The sequence below is a fragment of the Pseudoduganella umbonata genome (assembly GCF_014192225.1).
Classification (GTDB): Bacteria; Pseudomonadota; Gammaproteobacteria; order Burkholderiales; family Burkholderiaceae_D; genus Rugamonas; species Rugamonas umbonata.
Genome location: NZ_JACHXS010000001.1, coordinates 502,080 through 526,818 on the forward strand (window position 1 = coordinate 502,080; position 24,739 = coordinate 526,818).

The following is a 24,739-nucleotide window of genomic DNA, read 5'->3' on the forward strand; positions in this document are numbered from 1 at the left end:
CGATGGATACGCTGGACAACCGGGAAGACGCTGGCGCACTGCAGGAAGACATGGCCCGTCTGCGCCGCGACGCCGCCGCCGAGCGTGCCAGGCTGGCGCGGCGCAGGAGCGACCGCGCCAAGCTGGCCGAGATGGAGCGCCGTGCGCAGGAAGTCGACCCTGCCGCCCGGCCGGCGGCCGAGCGTCTGGCCGCCTCGCTGCGGCGCCGGCTGGACGACGCCGTCCTGCTCGACGGCGCCGACGATGCGCTGGCCGGCCGCCTGAAGGAGATCGAGCAGGCGCTGCAGCAGCGCAGCGACGCCCTGGCAGGCCAGCGCAAGCGTAGTGCCGCACCTCCGGCCGGGGCGGACGCGCCGCGGGACCGTGCACCGCCGCCGGACCGGGCGCACCAGCGCCGTGTGGAACGGCTGGACGCGGAGCTCGATGCGACGGAGGACGAACTGCGCACCCACCGCAACGACTTGCGCACGGACGGCGGCCAGCCCGATGCCGCGCTGGCACCGGCAAGCAACATGGCGCTGCAGCGCATCGACGCACTGGAACTGGACGCGCGGCGGCTGCTGCAGGCCGCGGCACGCCGGGCGCGGCAACTGCACCTGCAGCGCATCGCCGGCGAGCAACTGCTGCGCCGGCTCGACGAGGGGCTGCCGGCGAGTGCTGCCGAGCGGATCGAAGCGCTGGGGCGGCACCTGCGCGAGGAGTACGGGCGGACGCTCGCGGAACTGGAGCGGCACTGGACGACCCAGTGGGCCGAGATCGTGCGGCGCGCGGACGTACTGGTCATCCAGCGGCTGGCATCTACACACGCGATTCCCGATATCGACCCGGATTTCGAGATAGTGTCGTTGCGCGATGCGGACCTGGCGGTGCTGGCCAGCTACCTGCGCTTCGAGACATGGCAGCTGATGCAGGCCGCAGCGGTCCGGTTGCCGCGCCGTAGCCGGCAGGCCTTCCTCTGCGCGCGCGGCGACGCGGCGTCGGGACGTGCGGCGCCCGACGACCTGTTGGTGCCGCCACTGCCGGCCGCCGCGACCCTGGCGCTGGCGCGCAAGGCGGGCGCGCTCGACGACCTGCAGCCCCTTGGCCGCATCGATGTGTCGCCAGGGGCGCGCTGGCGCCGCGGCGACTATCTTGCCGCCATCGGTCGCTTCGCCAAGGAAGTCACGCGCGCGCCAATGGCAATACTGGGGCCGCTGGGCTTCCTCACCATGTTCGGCATCTCGATGAATACCGAGCTGAAAGGGTTGGCGAACGAATACTGGGGCGTAGGCGCGCTGGTGCTCGTGCTTGCCATCCTGGTCTCGGTGTACACGTTCTGGCGAAAATCGATGCTGGCCGAGAAAACCGTGCTGGAGCGGGGCAAGACGCAGTTGCGCGATCTGCTGCGCAAGCGCGGCGAACTTGCGTGGCAGGAGTGGCGCCAGCAGCTTGCCGACCATGGCGAACGGTCGATCCGGCGCGCGCTGGCGCTGTTGGCCGAGGCAGCGGCGCCGGCAGGCAACCCGGGCAGCGGTGCCCGGGAACGCCAGCTCGCCGAATCCCAGGTGCGCGATGCGGGCTCGCTCCTGAAGCGCCTGGAGGCCGGCGCCGCGGCCCTTCGCCGCCTGCGGGAGCGGCGCGTGCCGGAACTGCGTGCGGCATTGCGGGCGCTGGAGGAGGGCGGGCCATGAACGCGCACATCGAAATTGGTGCCACCGCGCTGGCGCTCGAAGCGGCCGGCACGCGCCATGCCGTCCAGGCCAGCGCGTGGCTGACCCGCGGCGGGATGGTGCTCTGCCGCGCGGACGACGAAGGACTCGACGACTTTCCTGCCGCCGAACTGAAGGGCAGCCTCAGCCTGCATTCCGGCGGCCCCTGGGCGCCGGCGGACCCGGCGGAGGCCGCAGTGGAGCCAGGCATGCTGCCACGCGCCGCGCGCTGGGCGGTGGCCCTGCGTACGCTGGCGTTCGCCGCACAGGCCGACATACACGACGCGACGCTGCGGCTGTCCGGGCTGGACGGCGCGGAATATATGCTGGACGCGTGCCGGGCGTTCGCCCTGCTGGGCTGGGGGCTCGAAGGCAACGCCCCGGCCGCGGCGGAATTCGTCTCGCAATGGCGCGAGTGCCGGGCGTGGGCCGAGCTGGCATGGGAGCACGGCAAGGGCCATCAGCCGCTTGTTGCCGCGCAGGGCCGGCTGCCGGCAAGGAAGCGCTTCGGCCGCCAGGCCGGCGAGCGGCTCGTCATGCCGCGCCTGCTGCTGGACGGCGAATCGCTCGATTTTGGCCAGCACCGGCTCGACGAATTGGGACAGGCCCATGAATTCGAGCTGCTCTGGGATCGCGACGGCACGATCCGGCTGGACCTGCTGATCGACGAGACGTGGCGGCCCTTGCCGCTGCTGCGTGCGGCGCCGTGCCGCCAGGTGCGCAACCGTTTCGCCGCCGAGACCTATGCGGCACTGGCCTACTGGGCAGCCGTGGTCGGGTTTGTCCAGGCCGACATCATCGCGCCGCTCGCGGCCATCTCGGGAGAGGCGCCATGACGTTGGAAACGCCACGCGACGCGTTCAATCCCTGGCCGCGCCTGCCGGAACAGGACGACGACCCCGCGCACAGCGCGGGCGGCCTGGCCCAGTTGCGGCGTGCAAAGGCGATGGCAGGCCCGAATGCGGCGCGGGCCCTGGATGCCAGCGGCGTCGACGGGTTTTCGGCGCTGTGGGTGGTCGACCTCGACGATCCCGCGCTGGCGGGCGGTACGACGGCGGACAGCCTGTGCGCAACGCTGTCGGCTTGCCGCGGACGGTTGCCGCTCAATGTTCTGGACAATGTGCCGGGAACACCGGCCGCGGTGGACCAGCCGCGGACGCAGCTGAAGGTCCGGCTGGTGGTCGATGGCAAGCCGTGCGCCCCGTTCGACATTGCCAATGGCGCGATGATCGTCGGCACACCCGGTTCGGAAGCTGTCGTCGAGGGCCGCAAGCGGGTCCGGTTCCCGGACAGCGCAAGCTGGCGCGCCATGGCCGCCAGGGTATCGCCCGAGGTGATCTGCCTGCTCGACAGCGGCACCGTGCGCGATTCGCACGGCGCATTCTCCCGCGCCGTGCTGGGCGCCTGGCTGTTGTCGGCGCTGGCCGTGTTCGGCGTTGGTGTATGGGTCGATGTCAACATGTACAACCAGGTGCAATGGGCGGTGGTGGTCTGCGCGCTGCTGACCGGAGCCGCCAGCACGCTTATCTACCGTGTGCTGAAGCAGTGGAGCGCGAGCCGCCAGATGTGGGCGCTGGCGCTGGCGCAGGTCGTCGCCGCGGCGTATGGCCTGATGCTCGTGCTGCTGGCGATCGTCCCGGAAGGAATGCTCGGACACGGATATGTATGGCTGATGACGCTGGCCCTGCACGGCACGCTGCTGTGGCTGTGCCGGAAGGGGCCGCGCGCACTGATTGGCGATTGGTGGGTCACCACCCTGGCATGTGCCGCCCTCGTCAACGGGACCTATGCGGCAGCGAGCCTGCATCAGCGCTCCATGCTGATTTCGTTGCTGCTGGCCTGGGGCGGCCTGCTCCTGTGGCGGCACCGGCCAGGTCGCGTGATCGGCCCGCGCACGCCGCGAGGGCCGCGGCCGCCGCCGCAGGCACCGCCATCCGGGCCGCAGCCGCGCCAGCCCCAGCCAGCGCAGCCACCACAGCAGCCCCAGCCAGCGCAGCCCCGTCCGTCGCCCGCCGACCCCGGCATCATGCCCCGCTCCCGGCGATGGATGAAGCGGGCCGGCACGGCGATGATCGTGATCTATGTGCTGCTGCTCCCGGTGGCGGCCGTCAATGCTTCGGTGCCGGCGGCGGGCATTCTGTTCGCTGTCACGACGATTGGCACCTTCCTGTGGCTGCTCGCCTTCCTGCTGCTGCGGTGGAAGGACCTGCGTCGCACCGCCATGCTGCTGCTCGGCATGATGGTACTGGCCTGGCTGCTTGCACTGACGGCCTGATCGGATCGGTCAAGCAGGGAGGGTGCGGTAATGCGTCGGCAGCACGGCAGCACTGGAAGTTGGCGTGAAGACATGTCATAATGGCGGGCTGTGCCCCGGTGGTGAAACTGGTAGACACACCGGACTTAAAATCCGTTGCTTGCAAGGGCGTGCCGGTTCGATTCCGGCCCGGGGCACCAGTCTATAAGCGGCTTTCAGGCGGAGTGCTCACTACCGTCGTACCTACTTCCGCAATTCTCCCGCTCGCCTTCATCATTCCAGGCGCATGTGCAAAAAATTGCGATGCTGCCCGTCCTGTACCCCCGCGGGCGATTGGTGTAGCATGCTGGCCGGCACGCCTTGCGCGTGCCGCTTGCTTTCTCAAGGAACACCAATCATGCAAATCCAGATCAATGACATGCTGCGCGCCTATATCGAGCCGCTGACCGAGGCGGAGCACGAGGCGCTCGAACGCAGCCTGCTGGCCGAAGGGTGCCGCGATGCGCTCGTGCTGTGGGGCGACGTGCTCGTCGACGGCCATAACCGCTATGCCATCTGCCAGCAGCACGGCATCCCGTTCCGGGTCGTGCAGAACGAACGCTTCCAGAGCATGGAAGACGTGATGCTGTGGATGATCGACAATCACCTGGGCCGCCGCAGCGTGTCCGATTTCCAGCGCGGCGTGCTGGCGCTGCGCAAGAAGGACATCCTCGCCAAGCGCCTGGAAGAGGATGCCGCGCGCATCAAGGCCGAGGATGCGGCCATCGCACCGCCCGATTCCGATGCCGAGCCGGTGGCGCCGAAGGTGCGCACGTCGCGCGAGGACATCGCCCGCGCGGCGCGCCTGTCCAGCAATACCATTTCGCAGATCGAGAAGATCCAGAAGACCGCCACGCCGGAGCTGGTGGAAGCCGTCCGCACCGGCACCATTTCGATCAACGCGGCCGCCACGGTGGCCACGCTGCCGGCCGAAGAGCAGGTGAACGCCGTCGCCGGCGGCAAGAAGTCGCTGCAGCAGGCCGCCAAGGAAGTGCGCGAGCAGCGCGCCGCGTCGCGTCCCGTCAAGCCGGCCAAGCCGGCGCCGTGGGAAGACGGCGGCGAGACACCGTCGCAGCCGGACCAGCCGCTGACCGAAGTGGAGCACCTGCGCGCCGAAGTGGCCGAACTGAAGGCGAAGATTTCGGCGCTGCGCGCCGAGAATGCCGAACTGCGCGAGCGCATCGACCAGCTCGTCGACGCCTCGTAACCAACCATCGAAAGGCCCGAAATGCCGAGAACCGCCGCCGTACCGACCTGCCTGGCGCTTGCCTGCCTGATTCCTGTCGCTGCGGTCGCGGCGCCCGCCACGCCGCAGGCAACCAGGCTCGATGCCGCCGAAGTGCTGCGCCTGCAGGCGCAGGCAAAGCGGGTGACCATCCTGCGCGACAAGTGGGGCATCCCGCACGTGTACGGCAAGACGGATGCGGACGCGGTGTTCGGCATGCTGTATGCGCAGGCGGAAGACGATTTCCGGCGCGTCGAGCGCAATTTCATCACGGCGCTGGGCCGCATGGCCGAGGTGGAAGGCGAGAAGGCGCTGTACGACGACCTGCGGATGAAGCTCTTCATCCGGCCCGACGACTTGAAGGTGCAATACAAGGCCAGTCCGGCATGGCTGAAGAAGCTGATGAACGCGTGGGCCGATGGCCTGAACTGGTACCTGCACACGCACCCGCAGGTCAAGCCGCAATTGCTGACGCGCTTCGAGCCGTGGATGGCGCTCAGCTTTTCCGAGGGCAGTATCGGCGGCGACATCGAGGAGGTGGACGTGCCGGCCTTGCAGCGCTTTTATGCGGATATCCCGATACTGGCCACCGCGCCGGCAGTTGGTGAGCGCAGCGCAGAAGAGCGGGAACCGGGCGGCTCGAACGGTTTCGCCATCGCGCCGGGGCTCAGCAGGAGCGGCAACGCGCTGCTGATGATCAATCCGCATACATCGTTCTATTTCCGTCCCGAGATCCACGTGGTCAGCGAAACGGGGCTGAATGCCTATGGCGCGGTGACGTGGGGGCAGTTCTTCGTATACCAGGGGTTCAACGACCGGCTGGGGTGGATGCACACCTCCGGCGGCGGCGACGTCATCGACGAGTTCCTTGAAACCGTCACGAAGAAGGACGGCAAGTACTGGTACCAGTACGGCAAGGAGCTGCGGCCGGTGCGCGAAATCGAGATCGCGCTGCCGTTCAGGGTGCCGGGCGGGATGGCCGAAAAGAAGGTCACCGCGTACTTCACGCACCACGGTCCGGTGGTGCGGCGCGAGGGCGACAAGTGGGTGTCGGTGGCGCTGATGAACCAGCCGCTGAAGGCGCTGCAGCAGTCGTACCTGCGCACCAAGGCGCGCGATTACAAGGCGTTCTGGAAAGCGATGGAGCTGCGCACCAATTCGTCGAACAATACCGTGTATGCGGATGGGGACGGCAACATCGCCTATTTCCACGGTAATTTCATCCCGAAACGCGATCCGCGCTTCGACTACACCAGGCCGGTCGACGGCAGCGATCCCGCCACCGACTGGCAGGGCCTGCACGGCGTGGACGAAACGATCCGGCTGTTCAATCCGAAGAACGGCTGGATCCAGAACACCAACAACTGGCCCTATTCGGCGGCCGGGCCGTACAGCCCGCGCCGGCAGGATTATCCGGCCTACATGTCGATGAACCCCGAGAACCCGCGCGGCATCCACGCCGTGCGCGTGCTGCAGGACAGGAAGGACTTCACGCTGGAGTCGCTGATCGCCGCCGCCTACGACAGCCAGCTGACGGCGTTCGAGCCGCTGCTGCCGCTGCTGCTGCGCGCGTACGACGAACTGCCGGCCGGTTCGCCGCAGAAGGCCGGGCTGGCAGGGCAGATCGCCGAGCTGCGCGGCTGGGACATGCGCTATGCGCTGGCGTCGGTGCCGACCTCGCTCGGCATCTACTGGCTGCAGGATCTCGTCAAGACCCACGGTCCGGCGGCGAAAGAAGCCGGCATCCCGGTGCTGGAATACGCCGAGACGCGCATCACGCCTGCGCAGCGGCTGGAGGCATTGACCCGCGCATCGGCCACGCTGGAGAGCGCGTTCGGCAAGTGGCAAACGCCCTGGGGCGAAATCAACCGCTTCCAGCGCCTGACCGGCGACATCGTGCAGCCGTTCGACGACAGCAAGCCGAGCATCCCCGTGCCGTACGCCTCGGGCAACTGGGGCGCTCTGGCGGCCTACGGCATGACGTCGCCGCAAACCACGAAGCGCATCTACGGCGAGCGTGGCAACAGCTTCGTGGCGGCCGTCGAGTTCGGGCCGAAGATCCGCGCGAAGAGCATCCTGGCCGGCGGGCAAAGCGGCGATCCGGCGTCGCCGCACTTCAGCGACCAGGCGGAAATGTACGCGCGGGGCGAGTTCAAGGACGTGCTGTTCTACAAGGACGACGTGCGGAAGAACCTGGAACGCGAGTACCACCCCGGGCTGTAGAAAACCGGCGACAAAAACCGGTGACAGGCTCCGGTTATTTTGAAATGTTTCAGGAAAACCGGTGCCTGTCACCGGTTTTGTAGTAGCGGCGGGCGTAGAATCGGTCCACCAGCACGGTGGAGCATGCGATGGCTGCAACCGATGACGAGCCTGTACCCGACAACGCCCCGATACCCGGCAACGCCCCCGAACCCGGCGCGGTGCCGGGCGGCGAGACGCTCCGGCTCGAGGAATTCATCTTCGTGCGCGAGCTGTACGATGTCTTCCTGCTGCTCGACCATATCTCAGGCCGCTGGGACAAGGACCTGCGCGCCGCGGCGGGCGCCGACCCGGCCCAGATCATCCGTACCATCTGCGAGATCGGCCTGACGCCGGCCACCGATCCGAAGCTGCGCCTGGAGCAGGCCGTGGCGCTGATGCGCGCGAAGGATATGCTGAACGCCGTGGCGCGGCCGGCCACCGGGCTCTCGGTGGCGTTCACGATCCTCGTCGTCGGCGAGGAAGACCGGCGCAAGAAGATGAACGCGGTGCGCCGGCTGTTTTGTGAGGTATTCCGGCGGCCCGTCAAGCCGCCGTCCGAGTCGCCGCCGCGGGGCCATGGCGGTCCGATGTGGGACAAGCCCACGCGCGTGACGCTGGCCCGCTACGCCTACCCGGGCCTGATCGGCGTGGCGATCAATTTCAACCGCCGCGTGCTGTGGCTGGTGCTGTTCCTGCTGCTGTCGCTGGCGCTGACGTGCGCGCTGTCGTGGCACGTGACCGCGGGGAACGTGATCCTGGAACACCTCGATGCCGTGCGCACCCGCACCAGCGCACTGCGCGCGGAGATTTCCACCGCCGAGCTGAAATACACGGCCGACGAGCGGGCCCGCCTGATGGCGGCCGATGCGACGGGCCGGCTGGCGCGCGATCCGGAGCCGGTGCGCTTTTGCGCGCTCCTGGGACCGGACGGCAAGCCGCGCTACCGCACCACCGAGGAATACCAGTACTGCGACCGCGCCGAGGCGCTGCGCGAGGAACGCCGGGCGGTGCGGCAGAACCTGCGCGAATGGCTGGCGCCGTGGCGCGCGTTCTACAGCGTCTTCTACACTCCCGAGCCGGCGAGCACGCGCGATGCGGAAGAGGCCAGCGTGCGGCGGCGCGGCACCGAGGAAATGGCGCGCATCGTCACGCTGGTGGTCGGCACGTCGTTCCTGCCGCTGGCCTACGGCATGCTGGGTGCCGGTGCGGCGGTGGTCAGGCGGCTGTGGGAACGCATGCGCGAAAGCCTGCTGTCGCCGCGCGACTCCACGCTGGCGCTATTGCAACTGGCGCTGGGCGGCACGATCGGCGCCTGCATCGGCCTGTTCATCAATCCTTCCGGCGCGGCCTCCGGCGAATCGCAGGGTTTGCTGGATGCGTGGGCGCTGTCGGGTTCCGCGCTGTCGTTCATCGCCGGCTTCGGCGTCGAAGGGGTGTTCCAGGCACTGGAGAACTTCGTGCGACGGGTGTTCCATACCGACGAGCGGAAGCGGGGCGACGCCGGCCAGTAGCCGGGCGCACGGCTACCTGCGGGAGCGCCGGCGTCAGATCGCGGCCAGCGCGGCGGCCAGGTCGCGCCGCAGGTCGCCCACGTCCTCGATGCCCACCGACAGCCTGACCAGGCCATCGCCGATGCCCAGCTGCGCGCGCTGCGCGGCGGGGATGGTCGCATGCGTCATCAGCGCCGGGTGCTCGATCAGGCTTTCCACGCCGCCCAGGCTCTCGGCCAGCGCGAACACTTCGCAGCGCTCCAGGAAGCGGCGTGCGCCGGCGAGGTCCGTGTCCAGGTCGACCGAGATGATGCCGCCGAAGCCGTTCATCTGGCGGCGCGCCAGCGCGTGCTGCGGGTGCGATGCAAGGCCCGGATAAAACACCTTGCGCACGCGCGGCTGCCGTTCCAGCCATTGGGCCAGCTCCAGCGCGCTGGCGCAATGGCGCTCCAGGCGGATCGCCAGCGTCTTCACGCCGCGCAGGGCGAGGAAGCTGTCGAACGGGCCCAGGATCGCGCCGACCGAATTCTGCAGGAAGCCCAGTCCCTCGCGCCATGCGGCCTGGCGCTCGCCGCCGGCGACGACGGCGATGCCGCCGATGATGTCCGAGTGCCCGTTCAGGTACTTGGTGGCCGAATGCACGACGATGTCGAAGCCGTGTTCCAGCGGGCGCTGCACGATCGGGCTGGCGAAGGTGTTGTCGGCCACCGCGATGATGCTGCGCTCGCGGCAGATGCGGGCGATGGCCTCCAGGTCGGCCAGTTTCAGCATCGGGTTGGTCGGCGTTTCGACCCACACCATTCTTGTTTCGGGCCGCAGCGCGGCCAGCAGGTTTTCCGGGTTGGTGAGATCGGCATACGTGAATGCGTGGCCGGCGCTGCGGCGGCGCACCCGTTCGAACAGGCGGTAGCTGCCGCCGTACATGTCGTCGCCGGCCACGATGTGGGAGCCGGCGTCCAGCAGTTCGAGCACGGTGGAGATCGCGGCCAGGCCCGAGGCGAACGCGTAGCCCTGCGCGCCGCCTTCCAGGTCCGCCACGCAGCGCTCGAAGGCCCAGCGCGTGGGGTTGTGCGAGCGGCCGTAATCGAGGCCCTTGTGCACGCCGGGGCTTTGCTGCACGAACGTGGACGTGGCATAGATCGGCGGCATGATCGCGCCCGTCGATGGATCGGGCGCCTGCCCGGCGTGGATCACGCGGGTGGCGAGTTGTTGCTGCTCCTGCTGCTGCGTGGGTTGCTCGTCGTCGGCTGGGCTCATAGTGTCCTGCGCAGGTGGTTGAGGAGGTCGTAGCGGGTGATCAGGCCGTAGAAGCGGTCGCCATCGGCCACCACGGCCGTCAGGCCACGGTCGATCGTGCTGCGCAGCGCCTGCATGCTGTCGCCGGGGCGCAGCGTTTCCAGGCGCGCCGTCATCGTGTCGCCGACGCGGCCGGAAAACCTCCCGGCCTCATTCCCCACCTTCAGCAGCAGGTCAGATTCATCGATGATGCCGGCCAGCTTGCCGTTCTCAAGCACGGGAAGCTGCGCCAGGTCGGCGGCGCGCATCCGGTTGAACGCGACCAGCAGCGTGTCCGACGGCGCCACGCTGACGACTTCGCCGGCATCGTAGCGGCGGCCGATCAGGTCGCGCAGGTCGCCGGTGGGCGGCCGGGCGATCAGGCCCTGGTCGAACATCCAGCCGTCGTTGTACATCTTCGACAGGTAGCGCGTGCCGGTATCGCAGACGAAGGTGGCCACGCGCTTCGGTTCGGTCTGCTCGCGGCAGTATTTCAGCGCCGCGGCGAGCAGCGTGCCGGTCGACGAGCCGCCGATGATGCCTTCGGCGCGCACCAGGGCGCGGGCGCTGTCGAAGCTTTCCTGGTCGGTGATCGTGTAGGCCTGTTTCACCCGGGAAAAATCGGCGATCGACGGCACGAAATCCTCGCCGATGCCTTCCACCGCCCACGAACCGCTGGTTTCCGGCACGCGGGCGGTGCGCAGGAATTCCGTGAGGATGGACCCTTTCGGATCGGCCAGCACGAATGCCAGGTCGGGATTGGCCCTGGCGAAATAGCGCGACAGGCCGGTCAGCGTGCCGGAAGAGCCGACGCCGACGACGATCGCGTCGAGCTGCCGGCCGCTTTGCTGCCACAGTTCCGGGCCGGTGGTGGTTTCGTGCGCCAGCGGATTGGCCGGGTTGTTGAACTGGTCGGCATAGAAGGCGCCGGGGATGTCCGCCGCCAGCCGCGCGGCCTGGTCCTGGTAGTACTCGGGGTGGCCCTTGCCGACGTCCGAGCGGGTGATGTGGATCTCGGCGCCCAGCGCCTTCAGGTGCAGCACTTTTTCGGTGGCCATCTTGTCCGGCACGACGAGCACCACGCGGTAGCCCTTGATGCGGCCGACCAGTGCGAGGCCCAGGCCGGTGTTGCCGGCCGTGGCCTCGACGATCGTGCCGCCCGGCCGCAGCCGGCCGTCGCGCTCGGCCGCCTCGATCATCGCCAGCGCGATGCGGTCCTTGATGGAGCCGCCGGGGTTCTGCGATTCGAGTTTCAGGAACAGCTGGCAGGGACCGGTATCCAGCCGGGTCACTTCGACCAGCGGGGTATTGCCGATCAGGCCGTACAGCGCGGGAATGGGATCCGGTCCGGACGTGGGGCCGGGTACGGCGGCCAGGGTGTGTGCAGTTGCAGTTGCAGGGGTGTTCGCCATGGTCTCTCCTCGTGGGATCGAAAGATCGCGAATGAAAAAAATGGTCCGCGGGCCGTGATGCGGCCGTGGACGGTGTTCGCGCAGTATGCGCCGATTCACGGGCAGGTGCCAGCGGCGGCGGGCGGGCCGGGGGCTGTCCTAGCCGGGTGCTGTCTTATAATCCGGGATTACATTTTTTTACAGCAGGCTGGCAGTGGCAAAACTCTATTTCCGTTACTCTGCAATGAATGCAGGCAAATCCACCGCGATGCTGCAGGTCGCCCATAATTACGAAGAGCAGGGCCAGTCGGTGCGGTTGTTTACCGCCGCGATCGACGACCGCTTCGGCGTGGGCAAGATCACTTCGCGGCTGGGTTTGCAGCGCGACGTGGAAACCTTCGATGCCGCCACCGATTTCCTTGCCATCGACAAGGTGGCCTGCGTGCTCGTCGACGAGGCGCAATTCCTTTCCGTGCCGCAGGTGCAGCAATTGCACCAGCTGGCGCAGGTGAAAGGCGTGCCGGTGATCTGTTATGGCTTGCGCACCGATTTCCGCGGCGAACCGTTCCCCGGCTCGATATATCTGCTGGCGCTGGCCGATACGATCGAGGAGCTGAAGAATATCTGCACGTGCGGCAAGAAGGCCACGATGAACATTCGCGTGGATGAGCACGGCAAGCGCCTGCGCGAGGGTGCGCAGATCGCCATCGGCGGCAACGAGCGCTATCTGCAGGCATGCGGGCGCTGTTTTTATAGCGGCGGCCACTAAGCCTCCGGCAAGCCTTCTGTAAGCCTTCGTCAGCCTTCAGTGCGTTTCCAGTGAGCGTATTGCAAGCCGGATTAACATTTGTTTATATCCGGCTGTAACGGATTTACAAGTTTTTGCATTCCGGTCATTCAATTGGCGGCCGCTGCGCGATCTTTAATACGACCTTAAGCGTGAGTGGCGAATCATGCCCGTGTCTCCTGTAGAATAAGCCGCAAGCAGGCTTGAAATGATTGGGCCTGTCCGCAAATCGTTATTTTAGAATTCGGAGCATGCCGATGAAGAAGCAAACGCTGCTGGTCGCGATGTCGCTGGCTTTCCTGTCCGCTTATGGTCACGCCGCCCCCGCGGCCGACAAAGCCGCCGACAAGGCCGCCGTCGAGCAACTCAAACCCGCTGCCCAGCAGACGCAGGCCGCGCTGTGGGCCTCGCGCGTGCTGTCCCGCTATCACTACAAGGCAACGCCGCTCGACGATGCGATGTCGGAAAAGATCTACGACCGCTATTTCAAGTCGCTGGATGCCGAAAAGCTGTTCTTCGTGCAGGCCGACCTGGATAAATATGCGGGCGCCAAGGCAAAGCTCGACGATGCGATCGTCGGCGAAAACCTGCAGATGCCGTTCGACATCTACAATCTTTATCAGCAGCGCTTCAACGAGCGCATCGCCTATGCACGCGAACTGCTGAAGACCAAGCCCGATTTCACGCTGGACGAAAGCTACCAGTACGACCGCGAAAAGGCCGAGTGGGTCAAGAGCGAGGCGGACATCAAGGACCTGTGGCGCAAGCGCGTCAAGAACGACTGGCTGCGCCTGAAACTGGCCGGCAAGGACGACAAGGCGATCCGCGACACGCTCGACAAGCGTTATGAGAACTACCTGTCCCGCTCGCGCAAGCTGAACGGCGAAGACGTGTTCCAGATCTTCATGAATGCGTATGCGATGTCGATCGAGCCGCATACCAATTACCTGGGCCCGCGCGCTTCCGACAACTTCGATATCCAGATGCGCCTCTCGCTGGAAGGTATCGGCGCCGTGCTGCAGACGCGTGACGAATACACGGTCATCCGCGAGATCGTCACCGGCAGCCCGGCCGGCATGTCCGGCAAGCTGAAGGTGGGCGACAGGATCGTCGGCGTGGCGCAGGGCGATGCCGGCGCGGTGACCGACGTGCTGGGCTGGCGCATCGACGACGTTGTGCAGCAGATCCGCGGTCCGAAGGATTCCAAGGTGCGCCTGCAGGTGCTGCCCGGGGATGCCGGCCCGGATGCCAAGCCGGTGATGATCTCGCTGGTGCGCAAGAAAATCAGCATGGAAGAGCAGTCCGCCAAGAAAACCATCATGGAAGTCAAGGATGGCGCCGTGAAACGCCGCATCGGCGTGATCTCGCTGCCGACCTTCTACCAGGACTTCGAAGCGCGGCGCCGCGGCGACAAGGATTACAAGAGCGCCACGCGCGACGTGGCACGCCTGCTGGGCGAGCTGAAGAAGGACAAGGTCGACAATGTGCTGATCGACCTGCGCAACAACGGCGGCGGCTCGCTGACCGAGGCGGTGGAACTGACGGGCCTGTTCATCGACAAGGGCCCGGTGGTGCAGCAGCGCAGCGCCGAAGGCCGCGTGGAGGTGGAAAACGACACGCTGCCCGGCCTGGCATGGGATGGCCCGATCGGCGTGCTGATCAACCGCGGTTCGGCGTCGGCATCCGAGATTTTCGCTGCCGCCGTGCAGGATTATGGCCGCGGCGTCGTCATCGGCGAACCGAGCTTCGGCAAGGGTACCGTGCAGACGCTGATCAGCCTGGACCGCTTCGCACAGGACAAGCAGCGCCTGGGCGAACTGAAGATGACGGTGGCGCAGTTCTTCCGCATCAACGGCGGCACCACGCAGTTGCGTGGCGTCACGCCGGACATCAAGCTGCCGCAGCTGTCCGATGCCGAGAACTTCGGCGAGTCGAGCTACGACAACGCGCTGCCGTACACGGTCATCAAGCCGGCCGTCTACATTCCGGCCGGCGAAGTGAAGGACATCATCCCGCTGCTGACGAAGAAGCACGAGGCGCGGGTGGCGAAGGACAAGGACTTCCAGTTCCTCGTCGACGACGTCAACTATATTAAGAAGCAGCGCAAGGACAACCTGATCTCGCTGAACGAGAAGGAACGTCGCAAGGAACGCGACGAGCAGGAAGCGCGCGCCAAGCAGCGCGATGCCCGCCTGGCCGCCGCGCCGTCCGCGGACGATCCGATCCTCGTGCCCGATCCGAAGGAAGCGGCGAAGAACGCCGTCTCGCCCAAGCCGGCAGGGGCCAAGCAGACCAAGCAGGCCGCCGCCGCCGTCAAGGGCGTCAGCCGTACCGACGACGGCCTGCAGGGCGACGAACGTTCGCTGGCCGCCGAACTGGAAGCGGAAAAAGCCGCCAAGAACGCCAAGGACGTGCTGCTGCTCGAAGCGGTGCACATCATGGCCGACGAAGTGAGCCTGCTGAAAACCGATACCCGTCTTGCCTCGCGCGTGCTGCCGTACGCGCCGGACCGCTGATCATTCCCGGCAGGGATGACTCCTGGGGAGCCTTCGGGCTCCCCTTTTTTATGGGCGCAATTTCCATCCCGCGGCATTCGATCAGAATCCTGACTATTTGCAGTTATAGAGCTCAGCAATATCTAGTATCACTACAATTCAGTTGCACGATATGGCGCGGCGCAGCATAATTGACCTGTCTCCTCTATTCTCCTCCAAGGAAATAGACTTCAGCCCGCCAGCTTGGCGGGCTTTTTTTTTGCTTGAAGCGCGTGTGCAGCATGAGTCGCCGATGGCGGACACCCATGGGTGTCGGACACCGGTTTTGCGTGCGGTCCGCGTCATTACGCCCCGGAAAACCGGTGTCCGACACAAAAAGCCGTGTCCGACACCAGGCTCCGGCATGCCTCTCAGGAACGCAACTGGCCTGGATAATAGGGACGGACCGGAACGCCGGACCGCCTGTTTTTCAGGAAACATTGCTCGGAAAATGGGGTACGTCCCATTTTTCGGGAAACATTGCCGGGACTGCAATCGTGCGCCGTGCGTCGGCGTTTTTGCGTGTAGTCGAGTTTCAGCAGCCTGGTGTAACGGGCGGAAAGGACTCACTCATGCAAGCAGTCAAACCGGCGGCGCCGACGGGGCCGGCCATCGTCGTCAATGGCGTCGAGCACCACATGAATGTCGACGTGCGCACCACGCTGCTCGATTACCTGCGCGATCACCTGCACCTGACCGGCACCAAGAAGGGCTGCGACCATGGCCAGTGCGGCGCCTGCACCGTGCACCTGAACGGGCGGCGCATCAACGCCTGCCTGGCGCTCGCACGTGCCCACGAAGGCGACGAAGTGACCACGATCGAAGGGCTCGGTTCGCCCGAGCGCCTGCATCCGATGCAGGCTGCCTTTGTCCAGCACGACGGCTACCAGTGCGGCTACTGCACGGCGGGCCAGATCATGTCCGCCGTGGCGCTGCTGGACGAGCCCTGCGGCAGCGACGACGCGGCGATCCGCGAATGCATGAGCGGGAACCTGTGCCGCTGCGGCGCCTACGCGAACATCGTTGCCGCGATCCGGCAGGTACGCGGGGAGGCCGGGAAATGAGACCGTTCGAACTGCGCCGCGCCGCCAGCGTGGAAGATGCGGTGCTGCTGGGTGCCTCGTCGCCGACCGCGCAGCATGGCGCCTCCGTGCGCTACCTGGCCGGCGGCACGACGCTGCTGGACCTGATGAAGCTGGACGTCGAGCATCCCGCCCACGTGGTGCAGATCGCGCACCTGGGGCTGGACCGCATCGAGGTGTCGCCGGACGGCGGCCTGTCGATCGGCGCCACGGTGCGCAACAGCGATCTCGCGCACGACGAGCGCGTGCGCCTCGGCTACCCGGTGCTGTCCGAGGGGCTGCTGTCCGGCGCTTCCGGCCAGCTGCGCAACATGGCGACGACGGCCGGCAATTTGCTGCAGCGCACGCGCTGCGTCTACTTCCGCGATCCGGACAGGGCCTGCAACAAGCGCGCGCCGGGCAGCGGCTGCGACGCGATGGAGGGCTACCATCGCAACCTGGCGCTGCTCGGCACCAGCGACCATTGCATCGCCACCAACCCGTCCGACATGAACGTGGCGCTGGTGGTGCTCGAAGCGCGCATCCACATCGCCGGCCTGCATGGCAGGCGCGAGATCCCGATCGCCAACTTCCACCTGCTGCCCCGTGAAACGCCGCACATCGAAACGCCGCTGGCACCCGGCGACCTGGTCACGCACGTGACGTTGCCGCCGCTGCCGCCAGGCACCCGCTCGGGCTACCTGAAGCTGCGCGACCGCGCATCGTACGAATTTGCGCTGGCATCGTGCGCCGTTGTACTGCGCACCGAAGGCGGCATCGTCGAGCAGATCCGCATCGGGCTGGGCGGCGTCGCCACGCGGCCGTGGCGCGCCGTGCGGGCCGAGCACATGCTGGCGGGCCGGCCGCTGACGGTGGCCGGTGTCGAGGCTGCCGCGGCCGCCGCGCTGGAAGGTGCCCAGCCGCGCCCCGGCAATGCCTTCAAGGTCGAGCTGGCGCGGCGCTGCATCGTCCAGGCTATCCGCAACGTGGCCGGGGAGGCGCTGCAATGACGGACGATATCATCGGCGCGGGGCTTCCGCAGGAAATCATCGGTGCGGCGTTGCCGCAGGAGATCATCGGCGCGGCGTTGCCGCGCGTGGAGGGGCCGCTGAAGGTCACCGGCCACGCGCGCTACACGGCCGACCATCATTATCCGGACATGCTGGTGGCGGTACCGGTCTGCGCGACGGTTGCCGTGGGCAGCGTGCGCCACGTCGACTGCAACGCGGCGCGCGGCATGCCCGGCGTGCACGCGATCCTGACCCGCGAGAGCATCGGCAACATTGCGCGGCTGCCGGAAAAGAGCCGGCTGAAGATCGACGAGAAGGTACCGCCGCTGCAGGACGACGAGGTGCGCTACTACGGGCAGTTCGTGGCCCTGGTGCTGGCCGATACATTCGAGCAGGCACGCGACGGCGCGCGGGCGGTCCGTGTCGACTATGCGGCCGCCGCGCCGGACGTGCGCATGGCGATGACGCCGGACGGCGAACCGGAAGTGGCCACCGAACGGGGCGACCCCGAAGCGGCATATGACGGGGCCGCCGTGCAGGTCGACGAGACCTGGTGCACGCCGATCGAGACGCATAATCCGATGGAGCTGCACGCCACCGTGGCCCGCTGGGAAGGCGACCGGCTGACCGTGCACGAGACCACGCAGGCCGTCGTCAATCATCGCGGCGTGCTGGCTGCGATGCTGCAGGTGCCGGAAGAGCGCGTGCGCGTCGTCACCACGCACCTGGGCGGCGGCTTTGGCGGCAAGCTGTGGCCGTGGACCCATTCGCTGCTGGCGGCGCAGGCGGCCCGGGTGGCCGGGCGGCCCGTGAAGCTGGTCGTCACGCGGCAGATGATGTTCCGTAACGTCGGCCACCGCACCAATACGCAGCAGCGCATCCGGCTGGCGGCCGGCGCGGACGGGCGGCTGGTCTCGCTGCGGCACGATTTCATCCACCACGATTCGCGCGCCGGTGTTTCCGAAGAGTCGTGCGGCGAAGCCACCGGCTACCTCTACGCCACGCCGAACCTGCGCGTGACGGCGGCGACGTGCCGGCGCGACCTGGGCGTCAACACGGCGATGCGCGGGCCCGGCGTGGTGCCGGGAATGTTCGCGCTGGAATCGGCGATGAATGAACTGGCCGACCGCCTGGCCATGGACCCGCTGGCGCTGCGGCTGGTGAACGACACGGCGCGCGACGAATCGAAGGATGTGCCGTTCTCGTCGCGCCACTTGCGCGAATGCCTGGAACTGGGCGCAGAGAGGTTCGGCTGGGCGCGCCGCGATCCGGCCATCGGCGCCATGCGCGACGGCGACACCATCCTCGGCTGGGGCATGGCCAGCGCCACCTGGCCCGGCACGCGCACGAAGGCGCAGGTGTCGCTCAGCCTGCACGACGACGGCACCGTGCGCGTGCGCTCGGCCACGCAGGATATCGGCACCGGCACCTATACGGTGCTGGCGCAGATGGCGGCCCATGAAACGGGTGTCGACATCGCGCGGGTCAGCGTGGAAATCGGCGACACCGACCTGCCGCCCGGGCCGACGTCCGGCGGTTCGATGGCGACCGCGTCGCTGGTGCCGGCGGTGGCGATGGCGGCGCGGCACGCGATCCGGCAACTGCTCGACGTGGCGGGCCGGCTGGAGGAAGGTGGCGAACCGCGATTTGCCGGCGGCCGCGTGACGCCGGGCGGGCTGGCGTTCGGGGAAGTGCTGCGGCGCGCCGGTGTCGAACGGGTCGAAGGGCAGGGCATCTCGAAGGGCAGTGCGGCCGACCCGCGCGCAAAGGAAGTGTCGATACGCTCGTTCGGCGCCCATTTCGTCGAGGTGGCCTGGCAGCCGGCGATGGCCCGCCTGGCCGTGCGGCGCGTCGTATCCGTGATCGACGGCGGCAAAATCGTCAACGCGCGCACCGCACGCAACCAGATCGAAGGCGCCGTGCAGATGGGCGTCGGCATGGCGCTGTTCGAGGAAACCCATTACGACGCACGCTACGGCTCGCCGGTCAACGGCAACCTGGCCGACTACCTGGTGGTCACGCACGCGGACGCGCCGGCCGTCGACGTCACGTTCCTCGACTACCCGGACCAGGCGTTGAACGAATATGGCGCGCGGGGCGTGGGCGAGATCGGACTGGTGGGCGTGGCGCCGGCGATCACCGCCGCCGTGTACCACGCCACCGGCAAGCGCATCCGCTCGCTGCCGGTGAAGATCGAGGATTTGCTGGGCTGAGCATCACAAACCGGGACCGCCGAAAACCGGTGACAGACACCAGTTTTATTGCAACGGATGTTCCAGAAAAACCGGTGACAGACACCGGTTTTTTTGCAACGGGTGTTCCAGAAAAACCGGTGACAGACACCGGTTTTTTTGCAACGGATGTTCCAGAAAAACCGGTGACAGACACCAGTTTTTTTGCAACGGGTGTTCCAGAAAAACCGGTGACAGACACCGGTTTTCTTGCAACGGATATTCCAGAAAAACTGGTGTCTGTCACCGGTTTTGGGACGATCACTTCGCGGGTGCGGCCTCGCGCGTGCCTTCTTCCGCCGCGCCATCCGTATAGGTCGGCACCGGCCGGTGCTGGTTGGGCGCCGGCTTGCCGGGCAGCGGCGCGAGGGCGCGGGCTTGCGCCAGGTCGATGCCGGCCGCTTCGGCCACGCGGCGGCCGTAGTCCTCGTCGCAGTGCCAGAAGTGCCATACCATGCGCAGCGCGATCTGTTCCGGGCACTGGCGCAGGTCGTCGCCCAGGTTCTTCACGAGTTCGTCGCGTTCCCAGTCCTCGAAGGTGCGCCAGCGGTCGCCCGCCTGGCGATAGTCGTCCAGCGTGCGGCTGGTCTGGTAGCGGCCCAGGTGACCTTCGACCCACTGGCGATATTCCTTCGCGGGCTTGGGCGCTTCCTGCAGGCCGCCCAGGCTGCTCGGCTCATAGTTGATGTGCTTGTTGGCGCCGCCGTCGTCGACGAAGTACGCCATCTGGCCGTCGCGCTGGTTGGTCCGCGCACGGGCGCCTTCCTGCGGCGCATTGATGGGCAACTGCAGGTAGTTCGGGCCGACCCGGTAGCGCTGCGTATCCGAATAGGACAGGGTGCGGCCCTGCAGCATCTTGTCGTCGGAAAAATCGATGCCGTCCACCAGCACGCCGGTGCCGAAGGCCGACTGCTCGGTTTCGGCGAAGAAGTTGTCGGGGTTCCGGTCCAGTACCATACGGCCCACCGGCAGCAGCGGGAACTGGTCTTCCGGCCAGCGCTTGGTGTCGTCCAGCGGGTCGAAGTCGAGTTCAGGGTGATCGTCGTCGCTCATGACCTGCACGCAGAATTCCCACTCGGGGAAATCGCCGCGTTCGATCGCCTCGTACAGGTCCTTCGTGGCATGGCCCACCTCGTGCGCCTGGATCTCGGCTGCCTGCGCGGCGGTGAGGTTGCGTACGCCCTGCTTCGGCTGCCAGTGGAATTTCACGAGGTGCGCCACGCCCTGGTCGTTCACCAGTTTATAGGTGTTGACGCCCGAGCCTTCCATCTCGCGGTAGTTGGCGGGGATGCCCCACGGGCTCTTCACCCACGTCACCATGTGCAGCGCTTCCGGCGAGTTCGACACGAAATCGTAGAAGCGCCACGGCTCCTGGCGGTTGGTGACGGGGTCCGGCTTGAACGCGTGGATCATGTCCGGGAACTTGATGGCGTCGCGGATGAAGAAGATCTTCAGGTTGTTGCCGACCAGGTCCCAGTTGCCGTCGACGGTTTTCAGCTTGACGGCAAAGCCGCGCGGGTCGCGCGCCGTTTCCGGCGAATCCTTGCTGCCGATGACGGTCGAGAAGCGGACGAAGACGGGGGTGCGCACGCCGGTCTCGTTCAGCACGCGGGCGCGGGTGTACTTGCTGGCCGGGTCGGTGCCGATCTTGCCGTAGGCTTCGAAGTAGCCGTGGGCACCGGTGCCGCGCGCATGCACGACCCGTTCGGGGATCCGCTCGCGGTCGAAGTGGGTGATCTTTTCGATGAACTGGTAATTTTCCAGCGTTGCCGGCCCGCGTTCGCCGACCGAACGCAGCGCCTGGTTGTCGCGCACGGGATGGCCCTGGCGGGTGGTGAGCACGGGACGCTCGCCGCCGGTTTCCTCTGAAGCTGGCTTGTTGCTCATGGCGTTCCTTTCAGTATGAATGATTCCTTTGGGGCGGACACATTCTAGTCGGCGTCCCCGCGCCCCGGCGCGCGGCATGGCCCGACGTTCTCGCCACATCGGCGAGTTCACCCCTGGTCCGGGGCGATTGACCCCACCGCTGTGGTGCGCCGGCTGGCGTTCCTGCTAAGCTTGGGTTTCCCGCAATGAAGAACCGCATCGTGAATCGAAAACTCATCGTTGGCGCGCTGTCCGGCGCCATCCTGCTGGCCGGTGCCGGCGCCCTGTATCAAACCCTCGGTCAAGCATCGGGCCCCGATGCAAAGCCGGCCGCGGCAGTGGCGGTGCTGACACCGGCCCAGGCCCGCACCGAACGTTTCTGGACCGCGCGCGTGACGACGCTGGGCGGTACCGGCGCGGCCGGCTTCACCGACGGGCCCGCGGCGCGCAGCGCGTTCGGCGACCCGTTCGGCGTGGCGATCGGTTCGCGCGGCACGGTCTATGTGGCCGACGGCGGCGACAACAACCGCATCCGCACGATCGCGCCGGACGGCACGGTGGCCACGCTGGCCGGCGGCCGCGAAGGTTATGCGGACGGCAAGGGCGCGGCGGCGATGTTCCACACGCCTTCCGCGCTGGCGCTCGATCACCAGGGCAACCTGTACGTGGCCGACACGGGCAACCATGCGATCCGCCGGGTGGCCCCGGACGGTAGCGTGACGACGCTGGCCGGCAATGGCCAGCCGGGCTTCGCCGATGGCAGTGGCAAGGACGCGCGCTTCAACGGCCCGGTGGGCATCGCCGTGGACGATGCGGGCGTGGTCTACGTCGCCGACACGTACAACGACCGCATCCGCCGGATCGCGCCGGACGGCACGGTAACGACGGTGGCCGGCGCCGGCCGCCCCGGTGTACAGGATGGCCCGGCGGCATCGGCGCTGTTCGACACCCCGAGCGGTATCGCCGTGGCCGGCGACGGCGCGCTGTACGTGGCCGATACGGGCAGCCATGCGGTGCGGCGCATCGATGCGGCCGGTACCGTGTCAACCGTGGCGGCGCCGGCGGAAGGCGAGCGGCGCTCGCCGCTGCGGCGGCCCGCGGGCATCGCCGTCACGCGCGACGGCTACTTGTACGTCACCACAGGTTCCGGCCGTGTGCTGCAGGTCGCGCCGGAAGGCGCCTTCCAGCCGCTGGCCGACTTCGACCGGCCGGCCGAACCGGGTTACGGCAGCGACGGTACCGTGCAGCTGTCCAGCCCGCGCGGCGTGGCCGTGGCGCGCGATGGCACCGTGGTCGTGGCGGAGGGCCTCGGCTACACGGTGGTGCGCCTGGCGCCGCCGGTGGACGGCGAAACCGCGCCGCGTCGCGTGCGCGCGCAGGCGCCCCGGCGCGAACAGCCGATGCCGTGGCCGGTGCTGCCGCAGGATGCGCCGCACGAGGTGGTCGGCGTGATGGGCGAGGTGCGCGGCAATTACGAAGGCGACAGCCGCGACCACTTCCATATGGGGCTCGACGTGCGGGCCGACGTGGGCGCGCAGGTGGTGGCCGTGGCCGCCGCCAAGGTGACGGACCCGTACCCGAACTGGGGCTACGCCACACTCAGCGAAGGCATGAGCGTTGGCTCCCTGTCGTACATCCATATGAAGGTCGGGCGCGACCGGCGCGACAAGGCGCTCGACGAACGCTTCATGGTGGTGGCCGGCGGGCGCGGCAATCCGGAACGGATGCGCGTACGGCGCGGCATGCGCTTCGCGGTGGGCGACACGCTGGGCACCATCAACAGCATGGCGCACGTGCACCTCGATTACTTTCCGACCGGCGGCGTGGAAAATCCGCTGACGCTGCCGTTCGTCGGCCTGCGCGACACCGTGGCGCCGCGCATCCAGGGCATCGTGCTGCTGGCCGACGGCGGCAAGCGGCTCGGCGCGCCGCGCATCAGGCGGGACCGGAAATCGAAGGCGCCGCCGCCGGCGCGGCGCGTGACGGTGCCGCGCGCGGTGGGCGAGGTGGACATCGTCGTCGACGCCTGGGACCAGATGGACGGCAACCTGGCGCGGCGCCGCCTCGGGCTCTACAAACTGGGTTACCAGCTGCTGATGGAAGACGGCACGCCCGCGCCGGGCTACGGGCAGCCGCGGATCACGCAGGTCTACGACCGGCTGCCGCGCAACCAGGACGCCGTCAAGGTGGTGTATGCCGCCAGCAGCGGGATTACGGTCCACGGCAGCAAATCGACCCAGTTCGCCTATGCGCTGAACAACACGCTGGCGGACGGGCAGGTGAACCCGGGCACGTGGGACGTGTCCGGCATCGCACCGGGCAACTACACGCTGCGCATCTTCGCCGCGGATTTCGCCGGCAACGTGGCAACCGAGGGGCGGGACTTGCCTATCACCGTCGAATAGTGGTGTCTGACACTATTTCCGGATGCTTTACCGGAAATGGTGTCAGACACCGGTCTTGTCCGGTGACACCGCAGGAGCGCTACCGAGAACCGGTGTCCGACACCCACGGGTGTCCGACACCAGGGGCTGCAAACATTGCTCGAAAACTGGGCGGCCCGCCGAAGCGGTAGGTCCCCATTTTCAGGGCGAGGCTTCCGGGCGCGATGCCGGCGGCACCAGCAGCCGCAGCCTGCCGTCCAGCGCCTCGAAGTGCAGCGGCGTGGACAGCGTCAGCACTTCGCCGTCGACGGCCGCCTTGATGCGCCGGCGGCCATAGAACGGCGTGCGCACGGTCATGCGGCGGAAGCCGAACGTGACGACGTCGCCCGTATCGCCCAGCCGGCCCAGCACGCCGTTCAGCACGATGCCCAGCATGCCGAGCTTGCCAGCCGGTTTCGGCGCCACGGCGGCCAGTTCGCCGTCCGCGACCTCCGGCGCCTGCTCGGTCAGTCCGACCTGTTTCATCTGCAGGCGGTTGTTTCCCACGAACAGGGTGTGGGTGCGCAGGTGCAGCGTGCGGTCTTCCGCCTCCAGCGTCAGGCGCAGGCGGCGGTGAGGCTGGAACAGCGTTTTCAGCGCGGAGAGGAAGGCCACGACGCGGCTGCGGCCGTACTGCTTCTTGTCGTGCTCGCGCTCTTCGAGCAGCTTCGGATACAGCCCGATGCTGGCGTTGACGAGGAAGATGCGGCCGTTCACGGAACCGATCTGCACCGGCCGGATCCTGGCCGCCAGCAGCCCGTGCACGGCTTCGGACAGGTCTTCGGAAATGCCGTGGGTGCGGCCGAAATAATTGAAGGTGCCCTGCGGCAGCGCCCCGAACGGGCAGCCATGCTTGACGGCCTGGCGCGCCACGGCATTGATCGTGCCGTCGCCGCCCGCCGCCACCAGGATGCCGCCGTTGGCGCAGGCCTGGCCGGCGTGGGCGATGGCCGCTTCATCGAGCTTGTCGCTGTCTTCGACCAGGTGCAGGAAGAAACGCCTGCCCGCCGCCGTCAGCACTTCTTCGATGGCGGCGCGGCGCTCTTCCTTTTCGGATGCGCCTGAACCGGCGTTGAGGACGATGTACAGCGGGGCATCGGGAGGGAGCGTGGTGTCGGTCATGGTGACCAACTGTAACACCGGGCGGGCCGCCATGCGCGCACGAACGGCTGAGCGTGGCAGCCGCGCACCGGGCCGGGCGGGCACCCCGGCCCGGGTTGC

Annotated in this window: 16 protein-coding genes and 1 tRNA gene; 13 read left to right on the top strand and 4 right to left on the bottom strand. The window is 67.5% G+C overall.

What is annotated here, in order from left to right; genetic code table 11:
- The first annotated feature begins 2 nt into the window (after positions 1 to 2).
- The 7 genes from FHS02_RS02045 (at position 3) to FHS02_RS02075 (ending at position 8,961) form a co-directional block, all read left to right on the top strand.
- Positions 3 to 1,670: a hypothetical protein gene (locus FHS02_RS02045; RefSeq protein WP_137312572.1), complete on the top strand. Its 1,668-nt coding sequence runs from the start codon at positions 3 to 5 to the stop codon at positions 1,668 to 1,670.
- On the top strand, positions 1,667 to 2,524 hold the full coding sequence (locus FHS02_RS02050) for a hypothetical protein (protein ID WP_137312573.1): 858 nt from the start codon (positions 1,667 to 1,669) through the stop codon (positions 2,522 to 2,524). Before FHS02_RS02045 ends, FHS02_RS02050 begins: the two co-directional genes overlap by 4 nt.
- A complete protein-coding gene (locus tag FHS02_RS02055) occupies positions 2,521 to 3,963 on the top strand; it encodes a hypothetical protein (protein WP_137312574.1) in 1,443 nt (480 codons plus the stop codon). Before FHS02_RS02050 ends, FHS02_RS02055 begins: the two co-directional genes overlap by 4 nt.
- Before the next feature lie 92 nt (positions 3,964 to 4,055).
- Positions 4,056 to 4,142, top strand: a tRNA-Leu gene (locus FHS02_RS02060).
- 197 nt (positions 4,143 to 4,339) lie between these two features.
- Complete coding sequence (locus FHS02_RS02065; RefSeq protein WP_137312575.1) at positions 4,340 to 5,188, top strand: hypothetical protein; 849 nt, start codon at positions 4,340 to 4,342, stop codon at positions 5,186 to 5,188.
- Between the two features lie 21 nt (positions 5,189 to 5,209).
- Positions 5,210 to 7,429 carry a penicillin acylase family protein gene (locus tag FHS02_RS02070; RefSeq protein WP_137312576.1) on the top strand — a complete coding sequence of 740 codons (2,220 nt, stop codon included), beginning with the start codon at positions 5,210 to 5,212 and terminating at the stop codon, positions 7,427 to 7,429.
- Positions 7,430 to 7,557: 128 nt separating this feature from the next.
- Positions 7,558 to 8,961, top strand: coding sequence for a hypothetical protein (locus tag FHS02_RS02075; RefSeq protein WP_137312577.1), 1,404 nt, complete (start codon positions 7,558 to 7,560; stop codon positions 8,959 to 8,961).
- Between the two features lie 33 nt (positions 8,962 to 8,994).
- Here FHS02_RS02075 and FHS02_RS02080 read toward each other — a convergent pair whose 3' ends face one another.
- Positions 8,995 to 10,197 (bottom strand): trans-sulfuration enzyme family protein, encoded by a 1,203-nt coding sequence (locus FHS02_RS02080; protein ID WP_137312578.1) that lies wholly within the window; start codon positions 10,195 to 10,197, stop codon positions 8,995 to 8,997.
- Positions 10,194 to 11,627, bottom strand: a complete 1,434-nt coding sequence (locus FHS02_RS02085) for a pyridoxal-phosphate dependent enzyme (protein WP_137312579.1) — start codon at positions 11,625 to 11,627, stop codon at positions 10,194 to 10,196. Before FHS02_RS02085 ends, FHS02_RS02080 begins: the two co-directional genes overlap by 4 nt.
- Positions 11,628 to 11,820: 193 nt before the next feature.
- Here FHS02_RS02085 and FHS02_RS02090 point away from each other — a divergent pair, with 193 nt between their 5' ends.
- From FHS02_RS02090 to FHS02_RS02110, 5 genes are all read left to right on the top strand, one after another.
- Complete coding sequence (locus tag FHS02_RS02090) at positions 11,821 to 12,375, top strand: thymidine kinase (protein ID WP_137312580.1); 555 nt, start codon at positions 11,821 to 11,823, stop codon at positions 12,373 to 12,375.
- 275 nt (positions 12,376 to 12,650) lie between these two features.
- Positions 12,651 to 14,909 carry a carboxy terminal-processing peptidase gene (locus tag FHS02_RS02095; RefSeq protein ID WP_137312581.1) on the top strand — a complete coding sequence of 753 codons (2,259 nt, stop codon included), beginning with the start codon at positions 12,651 to 12,653 and terminating at the stop codon, positions 14,907 to 14,909.
- Positions 14,910 to 15,499: 590 nt separating this feature from the next.
- Positions 15,500 to 15,991 carry a (2Fe-2S)-binding protein gene (locus tag FHS02_RS02100; RefSeq protein WP_137312582.1) on the top strand — a complete coding sequence of 164 codons (492 nt, stop codon included), beginning with the start codon at positions 15,500 to 15,502 and terminating at the stop codon, positions 15,989 to 15,991.
- Positions 15,988 to 16,998, top strand: coding sequence for an FAD binding domain-containing protein (locus FHS02_RS02105; protein ID WP_137312583.1), 1,011 nt, complete (start codon positions 15,988 to 15,990; stop codon positions 16,996 to 16,998). Before FHS02_RS02100 ends, FHS02_RS02105 begins: the two co-directional genes overlap by 4 nt.
- Positions 16,995 to 19,211 (top strand): xanthine dehydrogenase family protein molybdopterin-binding subunit, encoded by a 2,217-nt coding sequence (locus tag FHS02_RS02110; protein WP_137312584.1) that lies wholly within the window; start codon positions 16,995 to 16,997, stop codon positions 19,209 to 19,211. The genes FHS02_RS02105 and FHS02_RS02110 overlap by 4 nt, the downstream gene beginning before the upstream one ends.
- Before the next feature lie 279 nt (positions 19,212 to 19,490).
- Here the strand turns inward: FHS02_RS02110 and FHS02_RS02115 are convergent, their stop codons facing one another.
- On the bottom strand, positions 19,491 to 21,116 hold the full coding sequence (locus FHS02_RS02115) for a catalase (RefSeq protein ID WP_137312585.1): 1,626 nt from the start codon (positions 21,114 to 21,116) through the stop codon (positions 19,491 to 19,493).
- 200 nt (positions 21,117 to 21,316) lie between these two features.
- Between FHS02_RS02115 and FHS02_RS02120 the strand changes: the two genes are divergently transcribed.
- Complete coding sequence (locus FHS02_RS02120) at positions 21,317 to 23,500, top strand: NHL repeat-containing protein (protein WP_137312586.1); 2,184 nt, start codon at positions 21,317 to 21,319, stop codon at positions 23,498 to 23,500.
- Between the two features lie 180 nt (positions 23,501 to 23,680).
- On the opposite strand, the gene FHS02_RS02125 is transcribed toward FHS02_RS02120, so the two are convergent.
- Positions 23,681 to 24,640: a diacylglycerol/lipid kinase family protein gene (locus tag FHS02_RS02125; protein WP_137312587.1), complete on the bottom strand. Its 960-nt coding sequence runs from the start codon at positions 24,638 to 24,640 to the stop codon at positions 23,681 to 23,683.
- Between the last annotated feature and the right edge of the window lie 99 nt (positions 24,641 to 24,739).